General features: G+C 39.6%; 15 protein-coding genes. 10 read left to right on the forward strand and 5 right to left on the reverse strand.

Annotated elements, in window-relative coordinates; genetic code table 11:
• Positions 1–4 precede the first annotated feature (4 nt).
• The 7 genes from ACKVEV_RS20440 (at position 5) to ACKVEV_RS20470 (ending at position 12,966) form a co-directional block, all read left to right on the forward strand.
• On the forward strand, positions 5–628 hold the full coding sequence (locus ACKVEV_RS20440; RefSeq protein ID WP_409368045.1) for a TVP38/TMEM64 family protein: 624 nt from the start codon (positions 5–7) through the stop codon (positions 626–628).
• A gap of 110 nt (positions 629–738) precedes the next feature.
• Entirely contained in the window at positions 739–4,248 is a 3,510-nt protein-coding gene (addB, locus tag ACKVEV_RS20445; protein WP_409368046.1) for a helicase-exonuclease AddAB subunit AddB, read from the forward strand.
• Between the two features lies 1 nt (position 4,249).
• The gene (addA, locus tag ACKVEV_RS20450) at positions 4,250–7,963 is read left to right on the forward strand and encodes a helicase-exonuclease AddAB subunit AddA (RefSeq protein ID WP_409368047.1); all 3,714 of its coding nucleotides are present in this window, start codon (positions 4,250–4,252) and stop codon (positions 7,961–7,963) included.
• 132 nt (positions 7,964–8,095) lie between these two features.
• Positions 8,096–9,289: a DUF418 domain-containing protein gene (locus tag ACKVEV_RS20455; protein ID WP_409368048.1), complete on the forward strand. Its 1,194-nt coding sequence runs from the start codon at positions 8,096–8,098 to the stop codon at positions 9,287–9,289.
• Between the two features lie 97 nt (positions 9,290–9,386).
• Positions 9,387–10,289, forward strand: coding sequence for a fumarylacetoacetate hydrolase family protein (locus ACKVEV_RS20460; protein ID WP_409368050.1), 903 nt, complete (start codon positions 9,387–9,389; stop codon positions 10,287–10,289).
• Between the two features lie 165 nt (positions 10,290–10,454).
• Positions 10,455–10,823, forward strand: coding sequence for a YisL family protein (locus tag ACKVEV_RS20465; protein WP_409368051.1), 369 nt, complete (start codon positions 10,455–10,457; stop codon positions 10,821–10,823).
• Positions 10,824–11,499: 676 nt separating this feature from the next.
• Positions 11,500–12,966: an alpha-amylase family glycosyl hydrolase gene (locus tag ACKVEV_RS20470; RefSeq protein ID WP_409368052.1), complete on the forward strand. Its 1,467-nt coding sequence runs from the start codon at positions 11,500–11,502 to the stop codon at positions 12,964–12,966.
• A gap of 50 nt (positions 12,967–13,016) precedes the next feature.
• Here the strand turns inward: ACKVEV_RS20470 and ACKVEV_RS20475 are convergent, their stop codons facing one another.
• The 3 genes from ACKVEV_RS20475 to ACKVEV_RS20485 form a co-directional block, all read right to left on the reverse strand.
• Positions 13,017–13,466: a hypothetical protein gene (locus ACKVEV_RS20475; RefSeq protein WP_409368053.1), complete on the reverse strand. Its 450-nt coding sequence runs from the start codon at positions 13,464–13,466 to the stop codon at positions 13,017–13,019.
• 295 nt (positions 13,467–13,761) lie between these two features.
• The gene (locus ACKVEV_RS20480) at positions 13,762–14,619 is read right to left on the reverse strand and encodes a DegV family protein (protein ID WP_409370597.1); all 858 of its coding nucleotides are present in this window, start codon (positions 14,617–14,619) and stop codon (positions 13,762–13,764) included.
• An 85-nt stretch (positions 14,620–14,704) separates the two neighbouring features.
• Positions 14,705–15,514 carry a Cof-type HAD-IIB family hydrolase gene (locus ACKVEV_RS20485; RefSeq protein WP_409368054.1) on the reverse strand — a complete coding sequence of 270 codons (810 nt, stop codon included), beginning with the start codon at positions 15,512–15,514 and terminating at the stop codon, positions 14,705–14,707.
• A 124-nt stretch (positions 15,515–15,638) separates the two neighbouring features.
• Here ACKVEV_RS20485 and ACKVEV_RS20490 point away from each other — a divergent pair, with 124 nt between their 5' ends.
• Together ACKVEV_RS20490 and ACKVEV_RS20495 are read left to right on the forward strand one after the other, a co-directional pair.
• Positions 15,639–16,403, forward strand: coding sequence for a prolyl oligopeptidase family serine peptidase (locus ACKVEV_RS20490; protein ID WP_409368056.1), 765 nt, complete (start codon positions 15,639–15,641; stop codon positions 16,401–16,403).
• 53 nt (positions 16,404–16,456) lie between these two features.
• Positions 16,457–16,765, forward strand: a complete 309-nt coding sequence (locus tag ACKVEV_RS20495; RefSeq protein WP_402925510.1) for a metal-sulfur cluster assembly factor — start codon at positions 16,457–16,459, stop codon at positions 16,763–16,765.
• Between the two features lie 117 nt (positions 16,766–16,882).
• Here the strand turns inward: ACKVEV_RS20495 and ACKVEV_RS20500 are convergent, their stop codons facing one another.
• Entirely contained in the window at positions 16,883–17,578 is a 696-nt protein-coding gene (locus ACKVEV_RS20500) for a Crp/Fnr family transcriptional regulator (protein ID WP_409368057.1), read from the reverse strand.
• A gap of 257 nt (positions 17,579–17,835) precedes the next feature.
• Here ACKVEV_RS20500 and ACKVEV_RS20505 point away from each other — a divergent pair, with 257 nt between their 5' ends.
• Positions 17,836–19,962, forward strand: coding sequence for an ATP-dependent Clp protease ATP-binding subunit (locus ACKVEV_RS20505; protein WP_409368058.1), 2,127 nt, complete (start codon positions 17,836–17,838; stop codon positions 19,960–19,962).
• Between the two features lie 55 nt (positions 19,963–20,017).
• On the opposite strand, the gene ACKVEV_RS20510 is transcribed toward ACKVEV_RS20505, so the two are convergent.
• Positions 20,018–20,212: a YjzD family protein gene (locus ACKVEV_RS20510; protein WP_402925503.1), complete on the reverse strand. Its 195-nt coding sequence runs from the start codon at positions 20,210–20,212 to the stop codon at positions 20,018–20,020.
• Between the last annotated feature and the right edge of the window lie 15 nt (positions 20,213–20,227).

The raw sequence follows: 20,227 nt of genomic DNA on the forward strand, positions 1-20,227 counted from the left end.
AATCGTGAAAGAATTGTTTACTGTAGAAAATATCGAATATGTTGCGGCACAATATCGAACACTGGGCCCTGTAATGGGTGTGCTATTACCTTTTTTAGAGGCATTTTTACCTTTTTTGCCATTAGTCGTATTTGTCGTCGCAAATGCAAGTGCGTTTGGATTATGGATAGGGTTTTTATTATCTTGGCTGGGGTCAGTAGCTGGCTCCTATGCAGTATTTTTGCTAGTACGACACTTTGGGAAGCACCCGAAGTTACAATTTGTGACGGGCAGTAAAAAGGTACAAAAACTCATTAAATGGGTGGATATGAATGGTATTAGTCCATTGTTTGTGTTACTATGCTTTCCTTTTACGCCTTCTGTCATTGTGAACATCGTTGCTGGTTTCTCTCATATTCATAAGAAATACTATTTAACGGTATTGTTAGCAGGGAAATTCGTCATGATTTTTGGTATGAGCGTTTTAGGCTATGATTTAAAATCGCTGTTAACGAGCCCAGTACGGCTCATTAGTGCTGGGGTGGCTGTTGTTTTACTATGGTGGATTGGCAAGCTCATGGAGAAGCGACTGAATGCGCGCGTAGAAAAAGATTTGAAACGTGTGCGAAAAATGACGAAAAATGAATAATCTTCTAGGCTGAATATGCACATGCAGTCCCTTGTATCATGTAAAATGGTAGGAGGGTCTTTTTTTATTTTTAGTAGCTGAAATGTTAGAACGAATAGGGGGAAGCGTAAATGACATTACGAATTGTATCAGGACGCGCGGGTACTGGAAAATCCGCGTTTATTCATAGAGAAATAGTCGAGCAATTAAATACAGATCCATTAGGTCACCCTATTTATATCATTGTTCCTGACCAAATGTCCTATTCAACGGAATATGAACTGACAAATAGACATGGCTTACACGGGCTTATACGTGCGCAAGTGATGACCTTTAAACGTTTAGCTTGGCTTGTCCTACAAGAAACAGGTGGTATTGCACGTCAAGAAGTAAATGGCTATGGGTATCGCATGCTAATCCGAAAATTACTAGAGGAGCAAAAAAGTGATTTCTCGCTATTTCGACAAGCGGCTGGTAAACGAGGCTTTACCGAAGAAATCGAAACGCTATTGCGAGAGTTTAGCCGTTATAGTGTCAACAGTGCTGTCTTAGGTGAGGTGACCGCTTCGTTAAAAGCGATCGACGCACCACATACATTACAGGCTAAAACAAATGATTTACACGTCGTTTTACAAGCATTGGAAGAACGTCTTGGCACGACATATGTTGATAGTGAAGGGTACTATCCGATTTTAACAGAGCAGTTAAAATATTCGGAGACGATGAAACAGGCAACAATTTATATCGATGGCTTTACAGCTTTTACAGTTAGAGAATTAGAGCTTGTACAAGAATTGCTAAAGGTCTCGAAGCAAGTAACTGTCGTGTTGCCATTTGACCATATGGATGAAGCGAACGACGAACAAGCATTGTTTAATGAAGCCGCGACAACAAATCAGCGTTTGTATGATATCGCACGGGACAATGGGATTGACATCGATGCACCGTTGCATTTTGTCAAAACACATCGATTCCAGTCTGAAGATTTACGGCATGTAGAAGCATCATTTGAACAGTTAGTGCCGCAAACGAAAATATCAACAGGAGATGTTCATGTCTTTGAAGCATCCAATCGTCGGGCTGAGATTCATGCCATTGCCCGGGAAATAACAAAGCTGACAAGGCAAGAAGGATATCGCTATCAAGATATTGTTTTGCTTTATCGACAAGCAGATGTCTACGACCCACTGATTTCAACAATTTTCCAACAATACGACATTCCTATTTTTGTGAACTCGAAAAAAACGATGCTTCATCATCCATTAATTGAGTTTAGTCGTTCTGCATTAGAAGTGGTCACTTCTAATTGGAAATATGAACCGCTTTTTAGAAGTGTAAAAACAGATTTGTTTTTCCCATTGCATGCTGAGCACAGTGTGTGGCGTGAGCGTGCAGACCGTCTAGAAAATTACTGTTTAGCACAAGGGATTTACGGAGAGCGTTGGTTTGAAGAAGCTCGCTGGTTTTACAAAAAATATCGAGGGCTTGAATTCCATTCGCGTGTACAAACAGATGAAGAACGTGCGATGCAGACAGAAATCGAGGCTATTCGTGATGAAATACGCACACCGTTAAAAACATTGCAAGACAAGCTGATGCTCGCAACAACTGGTAGAGATGTGGCGACGGCATTATTTGAACTTGTAGAAGAAGTGCAAGTATATGACAAGCTACAAGTGATGAAAGATCGTGAACTTGATAGAGGCGAGGCATTAGCTGCAAGTGAACATGATCAAGCGTGGAACGAATGGGTGGCTGTCCTCGATCAGTTTGTTTATATGTTTGGTGAGCAAGAAATGACAGTTGAGGAAGCGGCAAAAATTTTAGATGAAGGTTTCGATACATTAGAATTTTCTCGTATTCCGCCAACATTAGATGAGGTCATGGTAGCGACGGTTGATCTAGCCCGTTTATCTCATATGAAAGTTGCCTTTGTTCTTGGCATGAATGATGGCGTTTATCCTACGCGCATGGATTATGAAGGATTACTGTCGGATGCTGAGCGTGAATGGTTTACGCACATCGGTTATGAATTAGCACCAACATCTAAAAATCGATTATTGCAGGAAAACTTTTTATTCTACCGCGCCATTACTACGCCGTCAGACAAGTTATATATGACCTATCCGACGGCAGATGAGGAAGGCAAGGCGTTAATCGCCTCCTTATATATTAAGAAAATCATAGGCAATGATAAAACAGCAGGTCTTTTAAGCGCAGTGAACGTTGAGCGTGTCGTCATAGATCCAATTGAATTAATCGATGATAATGTTCTGCCTTATATACGTCATCCTCGTACAGCCTTAGCGCATTTAATGCTACAGCTACGACAGGCAGAGCATAGTCGCGAACTAGCCCCTGAATGGCTTGCAGTACGAAAATATTATGAACAGGATCCATATTGGTCGTTAATTTTACGTCGTCTGATGCATCCGATTACACATAAAAATGAAGCGGAGCCGCTAGAAGGTTATATTACACAAGAATTATATGGACGCAAGCTAACATCGAGTGTGTCCCGTGTTGAAAAATATTTCCGTTGTCCGTTTTCCCATTTCACAACATATGGACTTCGTTTAGAGGAACGGGCGGAATATCGTTTAGAAACGTTTGCAATGGGTGATTTATTCCATGAGGCATTGAAATGGATTACAGAAGAGACGCACCGCTTACAACTGTCTTGGATTCGTTTGACAAAGCAACAAATTCAACAGCTTGCCCGACAGGCAGTAGAACAAATTGTGCCGGTATTCTCGCATCAAATTTTACTTTCTAGTGCGCGTTATCGATATATTCAACGCAAGCTCATCCGCATTGTCGAGCGTACGATGATGGCACTGACGCAGCATGCCAATGTTTCGCACTTTAAACCAATTGCGATTGAAGCATCGTTTGGACCTGGGCAACACGAACAGCTACCACCGTTGGAAATTGATTTACAAGGTGGCAAAAAAATGTTTATGCGAGGTCGTATTGACCGGGTAGATAGTGCGTCGATTGATGATCGCTCGTATTTACGGATCGTCGATTATAAATCATCTGCACGTGATTTAGATTTGAACGAAGTCTATCACGGTTTATCATTGCAAGTGCTAACGTATTTAGATGTGGCGATGGAAAATGCATCTTATTGGCTGCCTGGTGAGGCAGAGCCTGCAGGTGTGCTGTATGTTCACGTTCATAATCCAATGTTAAAGCTTGAAAAAGACTTGAGCGATAGTGAAATTGAAGAAGATCGTTTAAAGCAATTTAAAATGAAGGGGCTTTTAACAGAAAATCCAGAGGCGATTTACTCGATGGACGAGCAGTTGGAGGAAGCAAGCGGGCACTCACAAATTATTCCTGTCTATATGAAAAAGGACGGTACACCATCAGAATCACAATCACGTATTGTACCTGTCAATGATATGAAAAACCTTCAACATTTTGTGCGCCGTAAACATCAAGAAGCAGGCAATGGTATTTTAGCAGGGGACACGGCGATTAGCCCTTATAAATTAAAATCCAAAACAGCTTGTGATTATTGTCAATTTGCAGCAGTATGTCAATTTGACCCATCCGATGGTAAACAAAGCTATCGTCAGCTACCGCAAGTAAAACCGGTAGAGGTCGTCGAAAAAATTCGGAAGGAGATGAACTAACATGGTGCAGCACATACCTGTAAAACCAGCAAATGTGACGTGGACGGATGATCAATGGAAAGCTATTTATGCAAGTGGGCAAGATACACTAGTTTCAGCAGCAGCTGGTTCTGGTAAAACAGCAGTTCTAATTAATCGCATGATTGAAAAGGTTATTGCAACCGAAAATCCAATAAATGTCGATGAATTACTCGTAGTAACGTTTACCAATGCTTCAGCAGCGGAAATGCGTCATCGTATGGCAGAGGCACTGGAAAAAGCGATCGCAGAAAATCCGACGTCTAGCCATTTGCGCCGTCAATTGAGCCTTGTCAATAAAGCACAAATATCAACATTGCACTCTTTCTGTTTAGCGATTGTGAAGCAATATGCTTATATGCTTGATATAGACCCAGGTTTTCGTATAGCGAATGAGGCTGAAATTGCCTTGTTGCGAGATGATATATTAGCAGATGTGCTAGAGTCTGCCTATGATACAGATGACGAAGAACAGATTGCCGCTATTTATCGCCTTGTCGATAGTTTTACATCTGATCGTGATGATCAGGCAATTGAAACATTGATGAGTAAGCTATATGATACGTCGCGTGTTCATGCTGAACCGAAAAAATGGTTACAAAGCTTACCAGAAACATATAAGCTGGCAGATGATGTGACGATTGATGATTTAGCGTTATCACAATATGTGAAATTAACGGTAAAACATAGTCTGGAAGAAGCGTTTGTGTTAATTTCAGAAATGCGAGCGATTACGCTGTTACCAGAGGGGCCAGCTCCCTATGCGGAAACGGCAGAAATTGATTTTGCGATGATTCAGGAAGGAATTCGTATTAGCCAAGATGGCACGTGGCAACAGCTATTTGACTATTTTTCAACTGTTAAATGGTCGACATTAAAGCGTGTATCAAAGGACGCTTTAGTGGATGTCGAGCTGCAAGAGCTAGCAAAGAAGAAGCGCGATGCTGCTAAAAAAATAATGAATAAGTTGAAAGAAACTTATTTTGTTCGTACACCCGCTCGTTTGCTTGAAGAAATACGACTAATGGCGCCAACGATTGCAACACTGGTCGACTTGACGACGATTTTCAGCGCGCAATTCCGTTTAGCGAAATTAGAGCGTGGGATTATCGACTTTTCAGATTTAGAACATTATGCACTACAAATTTTAACGGAAGAGGTAGATGGACAATTACAGCCATCACCTGTTGCGTTAGACTTGAAAAAGCGTTTTAAAGAAGTGCTTGTCGATGAATATCAAGATACGAATATGTTGCAAGAGACGATCTTGCAACTAGTCAAGCTAGGCAATGAACAAGACGGTAATCTTTTTATGGTTGGTGATGTCAAGCAAAGTATTTATCGCTTCCGTTTAGCTGAACCAAAGCTCTTTATGCGAAAATATGGCGAGTTTTTAGAAAATCCTGAAGCGACAGGCATGCGCATTGACTTAAATGCCAATTTCCGTAGTCGTAGTGAAGTATTAAACGCTACGAACTTTGTTTTTGCACAAATTATGGGCGAGCGGGTCGGTGAAATTCAATATGATGAGAATGCATCATTAAAGCCAGCAGCACCTTATGATGACAAAGAAGTACCTGTGGAACTCGTTGTTTTACATCCACCTGAGGAAGAAGCAGTGGATGAAGAACTAGAAGAAAGTACGAATGAAGTTTCGGAGCTTGAAGAACTGAAAAAATCACAGTACGAGGCGCGTTTTATTATTGGCCGCATTCGTCAGCTGATGGAAGAGGGCACAACGGTATACGATACGAAAACGGGGACTGAACGCCCATTAAAATATAGTGACATTGTCATTTTAATGCGTTCTATGACGTGGTCAACAGATTTAGTGGAAGAATTTAAGTTAGCGGGCATTCCTCTTTACGCGGAGTCGTCGAAAGGTTATTTTGATGCGCTTGAAGTAATGATTATGCTGAATACGCTGAAGGTTGTGGATAATCCATATCAAGATATTCCACTAGCATCTGTGTTGCGTGCACCGTTTGTCGGCTTAACAGAAAATGAGTTAGCTAAAATTCGTTTAGCTGATACGAAAACACCGTTTTACGATGCGCTAAGACAATTTATTCGCAGTGAAGGACATGGCGTACAATCTGAAACATTTGAAAAGCTTCAACGTTTTATGCTGGCATTTGAAAACTGGCGCGATTTAGCGCGCCGAGGATCTTTGTCGGATTTAATTTGGAAAATTTATTTAGATACACATTATTATGAAATGGTTGGTGCGATGCCAAATGGCAAACAACGCCAGGCCAATTTACGCGTTTTACATGATCGGGCATTAATGTATGAAAAAACGGCCTTTCGTGGGTTATTCCGCTTCTTGCGCTTTATCGACCGGATGCGCACACTTGGCGATGACTTAGGAACGGCAAAATCCATTGGGGAGAAGGATGATGTCGTACGACTAGTTACCATCCACTCTTCAAAAGGTTTAGAGTACCCAGTTGTTTTTGTTGCTGGAATGGGACGCCCCTTCAATAAAATGGATTTCCACAATCCGTATTTATTTGACCAAGATTATGGGCTTGCGGTCAAAGCCATTGATCCAGAAAATCGGATTACCTATACGTCGTTACCGTTTCTTGCGATGAAAGAGAAAAAAGAGCTTGAAATGAGAGCCGAAGAAATGCGCGTTTTATATGTAGCGATGACACGTGCCAAGGAACGTCTTATTTTAATGGGCTCGGTCAAAAATTGGGATAAAACACGTGATGCTTGGCAGGACGCACAAAACTTAGCGATTGATGCACCATTGCAAGATTATTTACGGGCACGTGCTAATAGTTATTTTGATTGGGTTGGACCGGCTGTCGCGAGACATGCTGATTTTGCATCGCTTGCAAGTGCGCCTTATAAGGCAAGACAAGACGCATCCCATTGGTGGGTCCGTGCTATATCCACCCATCATTTTATGTATGACACGCAAGCACTAGACAACGATGTTCAGCAAATGCTAGAAACATCAGAGGATGCTGCGCTGTTGGAAGAAATTACAGCTCGTTTCCAAGCACAGTATGCATTCCAAAAATCGACAAAAAAACGCTCAAAAACATCTGTCAGCGAGATTAAACGACTAGAAAATTTACAGCGCCAAGAAGAGCCTGAGTATTATTTTGCTGCACCTAAAAAGGACAAGGCTTCCATTGCACCAAGACCTCACTTTTTGCAGAACAAGCAGCTAACCGGTGCAGAAATGGGAACGGCAATCCATACGGTGATGCAACATGTACCACAGAGTGGCTTTAAGACAGTGCAAGAGGTGGAGCAATTTGTCGCGGAGTTAGTGGCGAAGCAGTTACTAACGGAAGCAGAGAGCAAGATTGTACCATGTGAGAAAATTTTCCGTTTCTTCACAACAGAGATTGGGCAGCGTTTTACAAGCGCAAAACAAATTCGCCGAGAAATGCCATTTACGATTAGTCGTGTTGATGATGACGGGGATGCGCAAATTGTTCAAGGGATTGTGGACTGCTTGTTTGAGGATGTCGATGGTAACTGGATATTGCTTGACTATAAAACAGATCGTATACAGCCGCAATTTGCGCAAGAACCCGCATTGTCGAAGGAGATTCTAGGCCGTTACGGTGTACAATTACGGGTTTATAGTGAAGCGATTGAATCGATTTTACACATCCAAGTGAGTGAAAAAGTGTTGTACTTGTTTGATAATGAGCAGGCACTTTATGCATAGTACTTAGAAGCACGAATATTTGCTTGTGAATTCAATAGCAAGCAAGATGCAAACTTCTGCGTGAAACGTCAGTTTTACGCAGAAGGGTGTAACTTGTCAGTTTACGCGGTAGAAAGAAGAGGAGGCTATTTTGTGGATTTGAAACCGACGATGTTGCAGGAACGCATTGCAACATTAGATATTTTACGAGGAATCAGTTTACTAGGTATTTTACTTGTCAATATGTACGCTTTTTATTTGCCCATGCCATACATTGATTTAGGGACGTGGTTTACAACGCCGTCAGATATTGTGTGGCAGCAAAATCTAGATATTTATGTGCAAAGTAGTTTTTATCCGTTATTTTCTATGCTATTTGGCTATGGCTTAGCGATGCAATGGCAAAAAGCGCAAAGTCGTCAACAAAACTTTTATGGAATAGGGCTTAGAAGGCTCGGTGTTTTATTCATGTTTGGTGTGGTGCATGCGGTCCTGATTTGGTGGGGAGATATTTTAATGATGTATGCATTTTGTGGGGTTTTTCTGCTGTTACTCCTACGTTTACATCCAATGTGGCTAATATTTATCGGCATTATTATTAACGGAATCATGCATGTTTTTATGTTGTTTGTAGTAGGTTATATTAACTTTAATACGAAGGTTGATACGTATTTAAATATTACCGATGTGGAAAAAGCTATTACAGCTTATGGCACTGGTAGTTGGATGGATGCCTTTATGCAACGCTTAGCAGATCTATCGATTCAAGCCAATATAGGGATGTGGTTTGCAGCATTATTTACGATTCTACCCTATATGTTAATAGGCGCAGCGGCTTCCAAATGGCATTTAGTTGAGCGCGCAAAGGAGCTGAAATGGCTATGGCTGGCAATCACAATTGTAGGACTAGCACTAGGCATTTTTCTAAAAAGTATGCCAATCGTCTTTAGCCGTACGTATTTACTTGATTATGTAAAAGTTTATATCGGTGGCCCGATTTTATCAGTCGGCTATATAGGACTCATTGTATTAGTATGTTTATTGCCGGTTGTCCCGAAAATACTTAGTCCCTTTGCGAAAATTGGACGCATGTCGTTAACGATGTACATACTTCAATCCATTATAGGCACTTTCGTATTTTATCAATTTGGATTAGGTTGGTATGGCAAAGTAAGTGTTGCAACAGGTGTCTTAGTTGCAATCGGTATAATTGTCGTGCAAATGATTGTGGCAGAAATTTGGCTTACGAAGTGGAAACAAGGTCCACTGGAAGCTTTATGGCGCAAAATCACATATAAAGCAACAACGGAGCCAAGTGAAAAAATTGCTCGTAATACACTTAATTAATTGAGAATTAGCAACATTAAAAATTGTTAACGTAAAAGTAAGGTAATTTATATCATATTGTTGTATCATGTAGAAAAAAGAAGGAGCTCTTAAAATCATGAAAATTTTATCATTCAAATTAGGTGGACATGTAAGTTTTGGACCAAAAGTAAAAAAAGAAGAAGCGGTATGGGATGTACTCGCTATTCAAAACGAACTTCAAGTTCTCCCTTCTTTTTCAAGTTCAATTGTCGATGGGATTGCGTTAGGCTTCGATTTTGTTGAACAGATTCGTAAATTAGTAGAAGCGGCGGAAAAATCAGACCGTGCGAGTAGCTTCAAGCATGAGTTTACAGAGATTGAATGGTTATCACCAATTCCACGCACACCAAAAAATATTATGTGTATCGGTAAAAACTATGATGAGCATGCAAAGGAAATGGGGGCAGAAGCAGCACCCATCGATTTAATGGTATTTACGAAGTCTCCTACAGCGATTGCGGCAGACGGACAAACATTATCAATCCATGCTGATCTTTCTTCTAAAATGGATTATGAAGGGGAACTAGCCGTTGTTATTGGAAAGCGTGGCAAAAATATTCCGAAAAACTTAGCGTTTGATTATGTTTTTGGCTACACAATTGCTAATGATATTACGGCGCGTGACCTACAAGATAAACATAAGCAGTTTTTCTTAGGGAAAAGTTTAGAAGGTACTTGCCCATTAGGTCCTTACCTTGTGACAAAGGATGAAATTCCAAATCCACAAGATTTAACGGTTGTAACGAAAGTCAATGACGAAGTCCGTCAAAACGGCACGACGAAAGATATGATGTTCTCTGTTGAATCGTTAGTATCGATTTTATCGCAACACGTTACATTGGAGCCGGGTGATGTCATTTTAACGGGTACTCCAGCAGGCGTTGGAAAAGGAATGAACCCACCGCAATTTTTAAAAGCGGGCGATACAGTGAAAGTATCGATTCAAGGTATCGGTACATTAGTCAATCATTTTGAATAATATAACGTATCCGCGTGAGTAAAAACTTGCGCGGATTTTTTGTTACAGAAGAACATATCAAGGAAAAAATAATGCAATTTCGTGAACACAACTTGTAATATTTGAAACCATTTCCACTGCATGATAGGATAGAGTTTGATAGAAAAAGAATGAGGTGGGACAATAATGGATTTTTTAACTAGCCAAACACATTTACACATTACGACTTGGGTAGTAGGTATCGTCATCTTTTTAATTGCAGCACTTAGCGGTAAGCAATCTAAAGGCTTACATATGACATTACGCTTATTTTACATTTTAATTATTATTACAGGCGGAGCATTATTTATTGAAGCAATGGACTTCGGTCAAGGCATGCTTTATGGCTTTAAATTTATCGGCGGACTATTAGTTATCGGTATGATGGAAATGGTATTAGTTCGTCAAAAGAAAAACAAACCAACTGCAATGTTCTGGGTTTTATTTGTAGTATTCTTCTTAATTACAGTGTTCTTAGGGTTCAAGTTACCAATGGGACAAACGTTCTTTGCATAATGATTTACCAAGCCGTGAAGTTATTGCTTCACGGCTTTTGCTTTTCCGGGGAAGGTGCCTGGGGGAGGCCTTGGGGGAGGTGCCAGGCACTAAAACAATTCTTAATTTTCTGTATTTTTAAATGTAAATTAAAATAGAAGCCAACACTAGTTGATGGTAGCGGAGGTGGTCTCCTGCGGGAACAGCACACAATGTTAGACGCAACAGACCGCGCGTTAGCGAGGGTTGCGGCTAACGATGTGCCCGCGGAAAGCACCACCGCAGCGGACATCAACGCCAAAAGTGTTTAACAGATGAAATTGGTTCGCTAAAACATAAATAATATCTGAGTTGTTCTTTTTTTGCAGTAAATAAAAAAATAGAAGTGACTACTAGTTGATGGTAGCGGAGGTGGTGACTCCTGCGGGAACGCACGCAGCGTTAGACGCAACAGACCGCGCGTTAGCGAGGGTTGCGGCTTACGGGGTGCCCGCGGAAAGCACCACCGCAGCGGACATCAACACTTTTTCTCTTTCCCTTCTATTGTCTCTTCCTTTTATTATTGAAGTTGGCTTAATTTGACACCTTTTTGTCGCAATTCATTTTTCCTAACGGGAAAATATTTTGAAATGATAGCAACGTTACTGGTTTATTTGGTAAAATGACGGTGGATTGCTTTGAAAGAGAGGGAATAAAAGTGAAATTTAAGAAGTGGATAGGCGCGACAGCTGCATCGCTTTTACTGGCAACTTCATTAATTGGCACAACACCAGCACACGCAGATGAAGTGCAAACAAGAACGATTGCAGAAGAAAGCATATATGATTTACTCGTTGACCGTTTCTTTAATGGTTCAGGTACCAACGATTATGATACAAATACGCAAGACCCAACGAAATTTGCAGGTGGCGACTTCACAGGTCTACAAGATAAACTAAAATTTATTGGTGAAATGGGCTATACCATCGTTTCCATCGGCACAATTTTCGAAACGGAAACTTACGATGGCTCGATGCCAACAAGCTACAGTATAATCGAAGAGCATTTTGGAACAGAAGAAGAATTCCAAAATGTTGTGAAGGCCTATAAAGAAAAAAATATGTCAATCATGGTGGACTTTCCTTTAAGTAATGTAAGCCCTAATCACGAGTGGGCACAGGATGCTGCCAAGCAAAGCTGGATTGCCTCAACCGATAATGGACATATTCAATGGGATTTAACGAATAAAGATGTACAAGCAGCTTTAATAGAAGCAGCGACAAATTTTGTTTCTACATATGATGTGGGTGGCATACGTTTAACGAATATTGCAGATGCTGATCCAGCATTTCTAAATGCGATGATTACGGCATTAAAAGATACAAAAAAATCGTTATATGTTATCTCAAATGAAGAAAGCGATGCCAATTTTGATGCAAGCTTCTCGACAGCAACAGCAGAAATCTTCCGTAATATTTTTAAAAATGTTGATCGAGACTCTTCAAAATTAATGGAGCCTTTTTCTAGTGACAAACCAACACAAATTATGATCGATACGCTACAAACAAATCGTTTTACATTTGATTCGGCGTCTGAAAATATGTTCCCCCCAACACGCTTAAAAATGGCTTTGGGCGCGTTATTTATGATGCCAGGGATTCCTGTTGTACAGTATGGTACAGAAATTGCCATGAACGGGGAAGCAAAACCTGACACACATCAAATATACAATTTTAAAACAGATGAAGAGTTAATTGACTATGTTAAAAATGTGCAATCTTTACGTAATCAATCGGCAACATTACGAAAAGGCGATTTTGAAGTTATTACTAATGACAATGGGTTACTTGTCTTTACAAGAAAATCCGATGAAGAGCAATGGATTATCATGGTGAACAATACGGGGAAAACACAACGTGTCGATTTAACACCAGAGCAAATTGGTGAAGGTAAAATGCTAAACGGTATTTTACAACAAGAAAAGGTACGGAAAAATGAAAAAGATGTGTACCCAGTCATATTAGACCGTGAAATAGTCGAGATTTATCAAGTGAAAGATGATGAAGGGCTAAACGTCCCTTACATGGTTGCACTTGGTTTGGTCTACGTAGTATTTATTAGCTTTGTCGTTGTCATTATTAAACGAGGTAAAAAACGCCGTCAAGAACAAGACGCCGCAAAGTAATATAAGCTTTGTGTCTATTACAGTCTGGCAAATAATTAGGGGAACCTTAGTTAATAAGGTTCCCCATTATCTTTCCCTCCGTTTTCAATGCGAATATGACATTTTTCAACGATCTCCAGTGCTTCAATTTGTAAATCCTGTAAATGAATGATCAACTCATCCTCATGTTGTTCATCTTCCTCACCTAACCAACAAATATAAACTTCACAAAAATCGCCTTCTGGCAGTACATCTTTTAGTAAATGACATAATTGGAGAAATGTTTTTTTAGATTTCTCGTAGTTATGTGGTGAATGTGTTTTTTGATAAGCATTCATCTCCCAAATAGGATGACCTTTTTCGGATAGTTCATAAATATAGGGCGTCGTAAAATGCTTCTGTTGAACTACAGAACGATTTTCTTCACTCGAGAAAACATAATTTATTTCCACTTCATCCTCTGTGTAATATTCATTTAGTGTTACTGTAAAATTTAAACCTATATAAGTTACCATACTCATTATCATAAACTCCTTGCTGTTTTAGTTTAAATAAGCAATTCACACATTATTGTTAGAAGCGGTATGTGACTCCTACGGCTTACAATGTAAGGCACTAGTTGATGGTAGCGAAGGCGGTGACTCCTGCGGGAACGCACGCAACTAAGACGTAACAATTCGCGCGATAGCGAGGGTTGCGGCTTACGTGTGTGCCCGCGGAAAGCACCGCCGTAGTGGACATCAACGGCATAGAAAAAGTGTTAGATTGATTAGTATCAATCTAACACTTTTTCATCTATGTTCTATTGTTCTTACACTATGCTTGGTAGCTCTTATTTGTAAAGAAAATAGCAATCGTACCTGGTCCAACATGGGAACCAATGACCGAGCCAATCATTGTTATTTGAATTTCTTTTGGTGCAAATTTTTCCTGAATGGATGCCTTTACATCGTTGGCAAAGGCTGCGTCATCGCTATGGCTAATGCCGACAATTTTATCCGAAAAATTACCACCGCGCTCCTGCATTAAATCTAGCATGCGCGCAATTGCTTTTTTACGTCCGCGTGATTTTTCAATCGGTACTAGTTTGCCATCCTCGACATTTAAAATGGGCTTAATGCTAAGGAGACCACCAAGAAAGGCACTCGCTTTTGAAACACGACCACCTTTTGCAAGATAATCTAAATCTTCTACTGTAAAAAGATGTTCCATCTGTGAAGCGAGTGCTGTCACTTTTGTTTCAATTTCTTCAAGTGAAGCACCAGCTTTTCGCAGTTGAACAGCTTCTTCCACGATTAAGCCATGACCTAATGAAGCACATTTAGAATCAATAATCGCTAACTGTAGCGTTGGATATTGTTCCAGTACTTGGTTACGAATCATGACAGCTGTACTATACGTACCTGATAATTCAGATGAAAAGGCGATATAAATGCCTTGTTCTTCGCTTTTAGCTAAGTTTTCAAAATGCTTTAAAAAGAGTTCTGGTGAAACTTGTGAAGTTTTTGGATGAGCCCCTTGTCGGATAGCATCGTAAACTTCTTTTGAATCAATCGCTATAACATCATCGTATTCATTGTTATTTACTTGGACACGTAGCGGAAGTAGAATGACATCATTCTCTTCGTAGAAAGACTTTGGTAAATCACATCCACTATCAGTAAAAATTTTCATCATCATAACCCCCTAAAAAACTGTAATATCTCGAAATGCTGAAGATGCGTTCTATACTAGTTGAGAACTGGAAAAAAGTTCTTTTCTATGATAATTTTAAGCGTTCTATAAGTATTTTAGCAATGCCATCCTCATTATTCGTTGTAGTAATTTCATTGGCAATATTTTTTAAGCTAGGAATGCCGTTACCCATTGCGACACCGATACCAGCGTAATCAATCATTTCTAAATCATTGTCCTCGTCACCAAAGGCGATAATTCGCTCACGTGGAATGCCTAAATCTTTCGCTACATGGGAAATGCCAACCGCTTTGTTTAAGCCACGACGGACAATTTCAATAATATGCAGCGGGGCACCCCAACGACGATGCTCAATTACTTCTGCATGAACTTCTTGCAAATGATCTCGAATAATCATAGAGTTGGTTTCGTTTGCTTGAATAAGAAGACTTGTTGGATTCACTAATAAATTCGTTGAAATATCACCGAGCGTTATTTTGGGATTGCCCATGTTAAAAATATTTAAAATCCGGTCATCTTCTGTATGAACATAAATATCATCCTTTACTTCGGCAATAATATTTTCATATTCATAGCTATTAACTGAATCAACCACTTCTCGTACAACATTTAAGTCAATCGGTGTATGCATTGTTTGCCACGCAGCATTTTTAGGATGGTGGACATAGGCTCCATTGAAATTAACAATCGGTGTTGTTAAGCCGAGCTCATGATAGTAAATATCACTTGCACGATAAGGACGACCTGTAGCAATCATCACTTGATGGCCTTGTTCCTTAGCTTGCAATAATGTTTTTTTTGTTTTTAATGAAATTTGTTGTTGGTCCGTTAATAACGTCCCGTCTAAATCTAACACGATTAAATGCGGTTTCATAGCGTATTGCCCCTTTCCTATATGTTTGAATAGTATCGCTTTGAACTTCGTACGTCAAAATTTTGTCACATGGAAAAAAGTTTGCTAACATAAAAAGGTCAGACAAAAGTTGGGAGTGACAAGCATGTTAGTCAAAAATGAAATATGGGGAAATATTCCTTTGTTACATATATCAACAGATACGATGAATGAAAAAACCCCGGTAGTAATTTTCTTACACGGCTTTATGAGTGCAAAAGAACATAACTTACATTATGCATACCAGTTAGTAAATAAAGGGGTGCGTGTCCTTTTACCTGATGCTAAACTACATGGCGATCGCAGTGAAGGGTTAACAGAAACTCAAATGAATTTACATTTTTGGGATATCGTCTTAAATTCTATTCATGAAGTAGAACAATTATATAATGAATTAAAGAATAAGCAACTGGTCACTCATGATAAAATTGGCGTGGCTGGCACTTCAATGGGAGGGATCGTCACTTCTGGTTGCTTGAAGCTTTACGATTGGATTAAAACGGCAGCGATATGTATGGGTGGCCCAGGTTTTATCAAATTAGGTGCTTATCAATTACAGCAATTTGCTAAAAGTGGTGTGGAATTTCCGATGACAGAACAGCAAGTACAAAAAACGAATGAGCTTCTCGGGAAATATGATATTACTTTAACCCCCGAGCGATTCGCGGGACGTCCTGTGTTGTTTTGGCACGGTGAGCGTGATAAAACTGTACCGTTTCATGATACGTATAACTTTTATTGTACATTACGCGCATACTATGAGGAAAATCCGAGCAACTTAAAATTTATTGCAGATAAACAGGCTGGACATGCTGTATCTCGTGAAGGGATGTTGGCGGCAACGGATTGGCTTGCACAGCATTTGGCATAATAAGAAGCATCTGCTATGATTAAGTTAACACTGTAACGAAAGGAGAAATACAGATGGATCAAGATATGAAAGATAGTATGTTAAGTGCATTAGAAAATGTAATTGACCCTGAGCTTGGTATTGATATCGTCAACTTAGGTTTAGTATATGATGTAGAGCTAGATGACGAGGGAGTAGCGACCGTTACAATGACATTAACTTCAATGGGATGCCCAATGGGACCTGTTATTGTTGATCAAGTAAATACGGCTATGAGTGAATTACCAGAGGTGAAAAGTACAAATGTCAATATTGTATGGAATCCACCATGGTCAAAAGACAAAATGTCTCGCTATGCGAAAATGGCATTAGGTGTCCGCTAGTAGTTAGTCTTCAAACGATATACGATATGAATAAAAAATCCCTGCTTGCACATAACTGTAAGCAGGGATTTTTATGTAGCTTACTTTCGCATAAGTCCTTTTTTGCAAGCTTAAAAATCAATCAATGCGGCAAATTTGCAATGGGCAATTTTCGCAGGCAATTTCATCTTTTAAATATTGTAAATCAAGAATGGTAATGTAGCCTTTTTCAAAGGAAAGAATCTGATGTTTTTTTAAATCATTTAGCATACGATTAATCATTTCTCTACTCGTAGCGCACAGATTTGCTATTTCTGTATTGGTTAATGGAAAATTGATAAAAATCGAGCCATTTTCTGCTGGTTTGCCGTAAGTATTGGCAAGGCGAATAAGCGTTGAAAATAAAGCACCTTTTTTACCATTTAACATTAAATCACGAAGACGGCTTTGATATTTTAAATTTTCTGTTTGCAACCATTTCATATACTCTACCATTAAATGTGGCTGCTCTACTAATAGATGTTCTAGCGACTTACGACTTAACACATACAACGTTGACGTTTCTAACACTTTAGCTGTCATCGAAAAATATGTGAGGTTACAAAATAGAGAGCCCTCACCAATGATACTATCAGGACCGCAAATGCGAATGGTTAATTCCTTGCCACTCTCAGTTTCCTGGCTAATCGAAATAGCGCCCGTTTTAATGTAGTATATTTCTTTCGCACGTTCCCCTTCTAAGAAAATTTTACTATCCTTATTCACCGTAATAAAAACGCCATTATTTTCAAAAAGTGCACGGATTTTGTCGTGCATACTATCCTTTAGAACCATATATCAAACACATCTCTTTCTTTTTGTAATCGAAAATACCTGTATTACAAAAGGATGACGATAATCATTTCGATATACTAAAACAACGAAACATACTAATATTATAACGTAATTTTCCATTTTTCGGTTAAAAATTTTTGAGCTTTTTTTTTGCGTGGCTTTGTCGGTTGTTGTAAAATAAAGTTAGTCAAAGAAGGTCAAACTTTAAAAAAGATAAATTCGGGTAAAGATATAAAAACAAAAAAAGGAGTGCTATCATGCAATTTCAACAAACAGATGATAAAAAACCATTAGAGCAATTTGGCCGTAACTTAGTGGAAGAAGTAAAAAACGGCAAAATGGATCCTGTTATTGGTCGCGATGAAGAAATTCGCAATGTCATTCGCATTTTAACGCGTAAAACAAAAAATAACCCCGTGTTAATTGGTGAACCTGGGGTAGGTAAAACAGCTATTGTAGAAGGTTTAGCACAGCGTATTGTAAAAGGTGATGTGCCGGAAGGCTTAAAAGAGTGTGTACTATATGAGCTAGATATGAGTGCATTAATCGCTGGTGCTAGTTATCGTGGTCAGTTTGAAGAACGCTTAAAAGGTGTGCTCAAAGAGGTAAAAGAATCAGAAGGGCGCATTATTTTATTTATCGATGAAATCCATACCATTGTTGGTGCTGGTAAAACAGATGGCGCAATGGATGCTGGCAATATGTTAAAGCCGATGCTTGCACGTGGTGAATTGCACTGTATCGGTGCTACGACATTAGACGAATATCGTATGTATATTGAAAAAGACCCAGCTTTAGAACGCCGCTTCCAACAAGTACTTGTGCGTGAACCGTCTATTGAAGATACAGTTTCGATTTTACGTGGTTTAAAAGAACGCTTTGAACTGCATCATGCAGTACGTATTCATGACCGTGCCATTGTAGCAGCGGCAGAGCTGTCAAATCGCTATATTACAGAACGTTTTTTACCTGATAAAGCGATTGATTTGATCGACGAAGCATGTGCGATGATTCGCACAGAAATTGATTCGATGCCACAAGAATTGGATGCGGTAACACGCCGTATTATGCAGTTAGAAATTGAAGAGCAAGCATTGCGTAAGGAAAAAGATGATGCGAGCAAAAAACGACTGGAGCAATTACAAGAAGAATTAACGAAACTAAAAAGTTCGTCTGAAGGTATGCGCAAACAATGGGAAGCAGAGAAAGAAACGTTACAAGGCATTCAGAAAAAACGTGAATCACTCGATAAGTATCGTCGTGATTTAGATGAGGCGGAAAGTAAATATGATTTAAATAAAGCTGCTGAATTACGTCACGGGAAAATTCCAGCACTTGAAAAAGAAATTCAAGAGATGGAAAAACAATTAGAAAACGGTAGTGAAGCGCGTATATTGCGTGAAGAAGTAACAGCGGATGAAATTGCTTCAATCGTATCGCGTTGGACAGGTATTCCAGTAACCAAGTTAGTTGAGGGAGAACGTGAAAAATTACTGCGTTTAAAGGATACGTTACACGAACGTGTTGTAGGGCAGGATAATGCTGTGCAGCTAGTGACAGAAGCGGTTTGGCGTGCTCGCGCAGGCATTAAAGACCCGCATCGTCCAATCGGTAGCTTTTTATTCCTAGGGCCAACAGGTGTTGGTAAAACGGAGCTTGCGAAAGCACTGGCTGCCCAACTATTCGATTCAGAGGAACATTTTATTCGTATTGATATGAGTGAATATATGGAGAAACATAGCGTATCACGTCTCGTTGGTGCACCGCCAGGCTATATTGGCTATGAAGAAGGTGGGCAATTAACTGAAGCAGTTCGCCGTAATCCTTATTCAGTCGTTTTACTCGATGAAATTGAAAAGGCGCATCCTGATGTTGCAAACATCTTATTACAAATTTTAGATGATGGTCGCATTACGGATAGCCAAGGTCGAATAGTTAACTTTACGAATACTGTAGTCATTTTAACATCGAATATCGGCTCTAGTTATTTAATGGAAGCACAAGAGGATGATGCAGCAGTCGAGGATTTAGTAATGACAGCATTGCGTCAGCACTTTAAGCCTGAGCTGTTAAACCGTATGGATGACATTATTATGTTCCATGCATTGTCTGAAGAACATTTCACAGCCATTGCTTGGAAATATGTAGAACAGCTAATTAAACGAGTAGCACAACAAGAAATTACGTTAGATGTCTCACAAGATGTGATCGATTGGGTTGTCGAGCAAGGAGCAGATCCTCAGTTTGGTGCACGTCCACTAAAACGCTTTGTGCAACGTTCTATTGAAACAGCAGTTGCCAAAGAATTATTGCGAGGCGAAGTGCTACCAGGAGAAACGCTACATGTTAAGATGCACAATGGTCAATGTGTAGTGGAAAAATAATAAATAGAAAAAAACCTGTTTCGCGAAAGGCGAGACAGGTTTTTTATAAATTGGATTAGTGATGGTCTGCAGCTTCTGGAGTTGGCTCGTTTGGAATGATTGCGCCAATAACAAAAATAAGTACTGAGAATACAACTGAAATGATCGCACCAGTTTGGAAATCAAATGGTACTCCAATTACAGCACTTACTACGTAGTTTAACATTGAAACTAGTAAGAATGACCATATGAAAGTTACGATATATTGCATTAATTTCACCTCAAC

Source organism: Lysinibacillus sp. 38-6, assembly GCF_046245175.1.
Taxonomy (GTDB): Bacteria; Bacillota; Bacilli; order Bacillales_A; family Planococcaceae; genus Lysinibacillus.

Bases quoted from the DNA above. Each gene is read 5' to 3' on its own strand.
- addB (WP_409368046.1), top strand. From the start codon at position 739: ATGACATTACGAATTGTATCAGGACGCGCGGGTACTGGAAAATCCGCG.
- addA (WP_409368047.1), top strand. From the start codon at position 4,250: ATGGTGCAGCACATACCTGTAAAACCAGCAAATGTGACGTGGACGGAT.
- ACKVEV_RS20460 (WP_409368050.1), top strand. From the start codon at position 9,387: ATGAAAATTTTATCATTCAAATTAGGTGGACATGTAAGTTTTGGACCA.
- ACKVEV_RS20465 (WP_409368051.1), top strand. From the start codon at position 10,455: ATGGATTTTTTAACTAGCCAAACACATTTACACATTACGACTTGGGTA.
- ACKVEV_RS20475 (WP_409368053.1), bottom strand. From the start codon at position 13,466: ATGAGTATGGTAACTTATATAGGTTTAAATTTTACAGTAACACTAAAT.
- ACKVEV_RS20480 (WP_409370597.1), bottom strand. From the start codon at position 14,619: ATGAAAATTTTTACTGATAGTGGATGTGATTTACCAAAGTCTTTCTAC.
- ACKVEV_RS20485 (WP_409368054.1), bottom strand. From the start codon at position 15,514: ATGAAACCGCATTTAATCGTGTTAGATTTAGACGGGACGTTATTAACG.
- ACKVEV_RS20490 (WP_409368056.1), top strand. From the start codon at position 15,639: ATGTTAGTCAAAAATGAAATATGGGGAAATATTCCTTTGTTACATATA.
- ACKVEV_RS20495 (WP_402925510.1), top strand. From the start codon at position 16,457: ATGGATCAAGATATGAAAGATAGTATGTTAAGTGCATTAGAAAATGTA.
- ACKVEV_RS20500 (WP_409368057.1), bottom strand. From the start codon at position 17,578: ATGGTTCTAAAGGATAGTATGCACGACAAAATCCGTGCACTTTTTGAA.
- ACKVEV_RS20505 (WP_409368058.1), top strand. From the start codon at position 17,836: ATGCAATTTCAACAAACAGATGATAAAAAACCATTAGAGCAATTTGGC.
- ACKVEV_RS20510 (WP_402925503.1), bottom strand. From the start codon at position 20,212: ATGCAATATATCGTAACTTTCATATGGTCATTCTTACTAGTTTCAATG.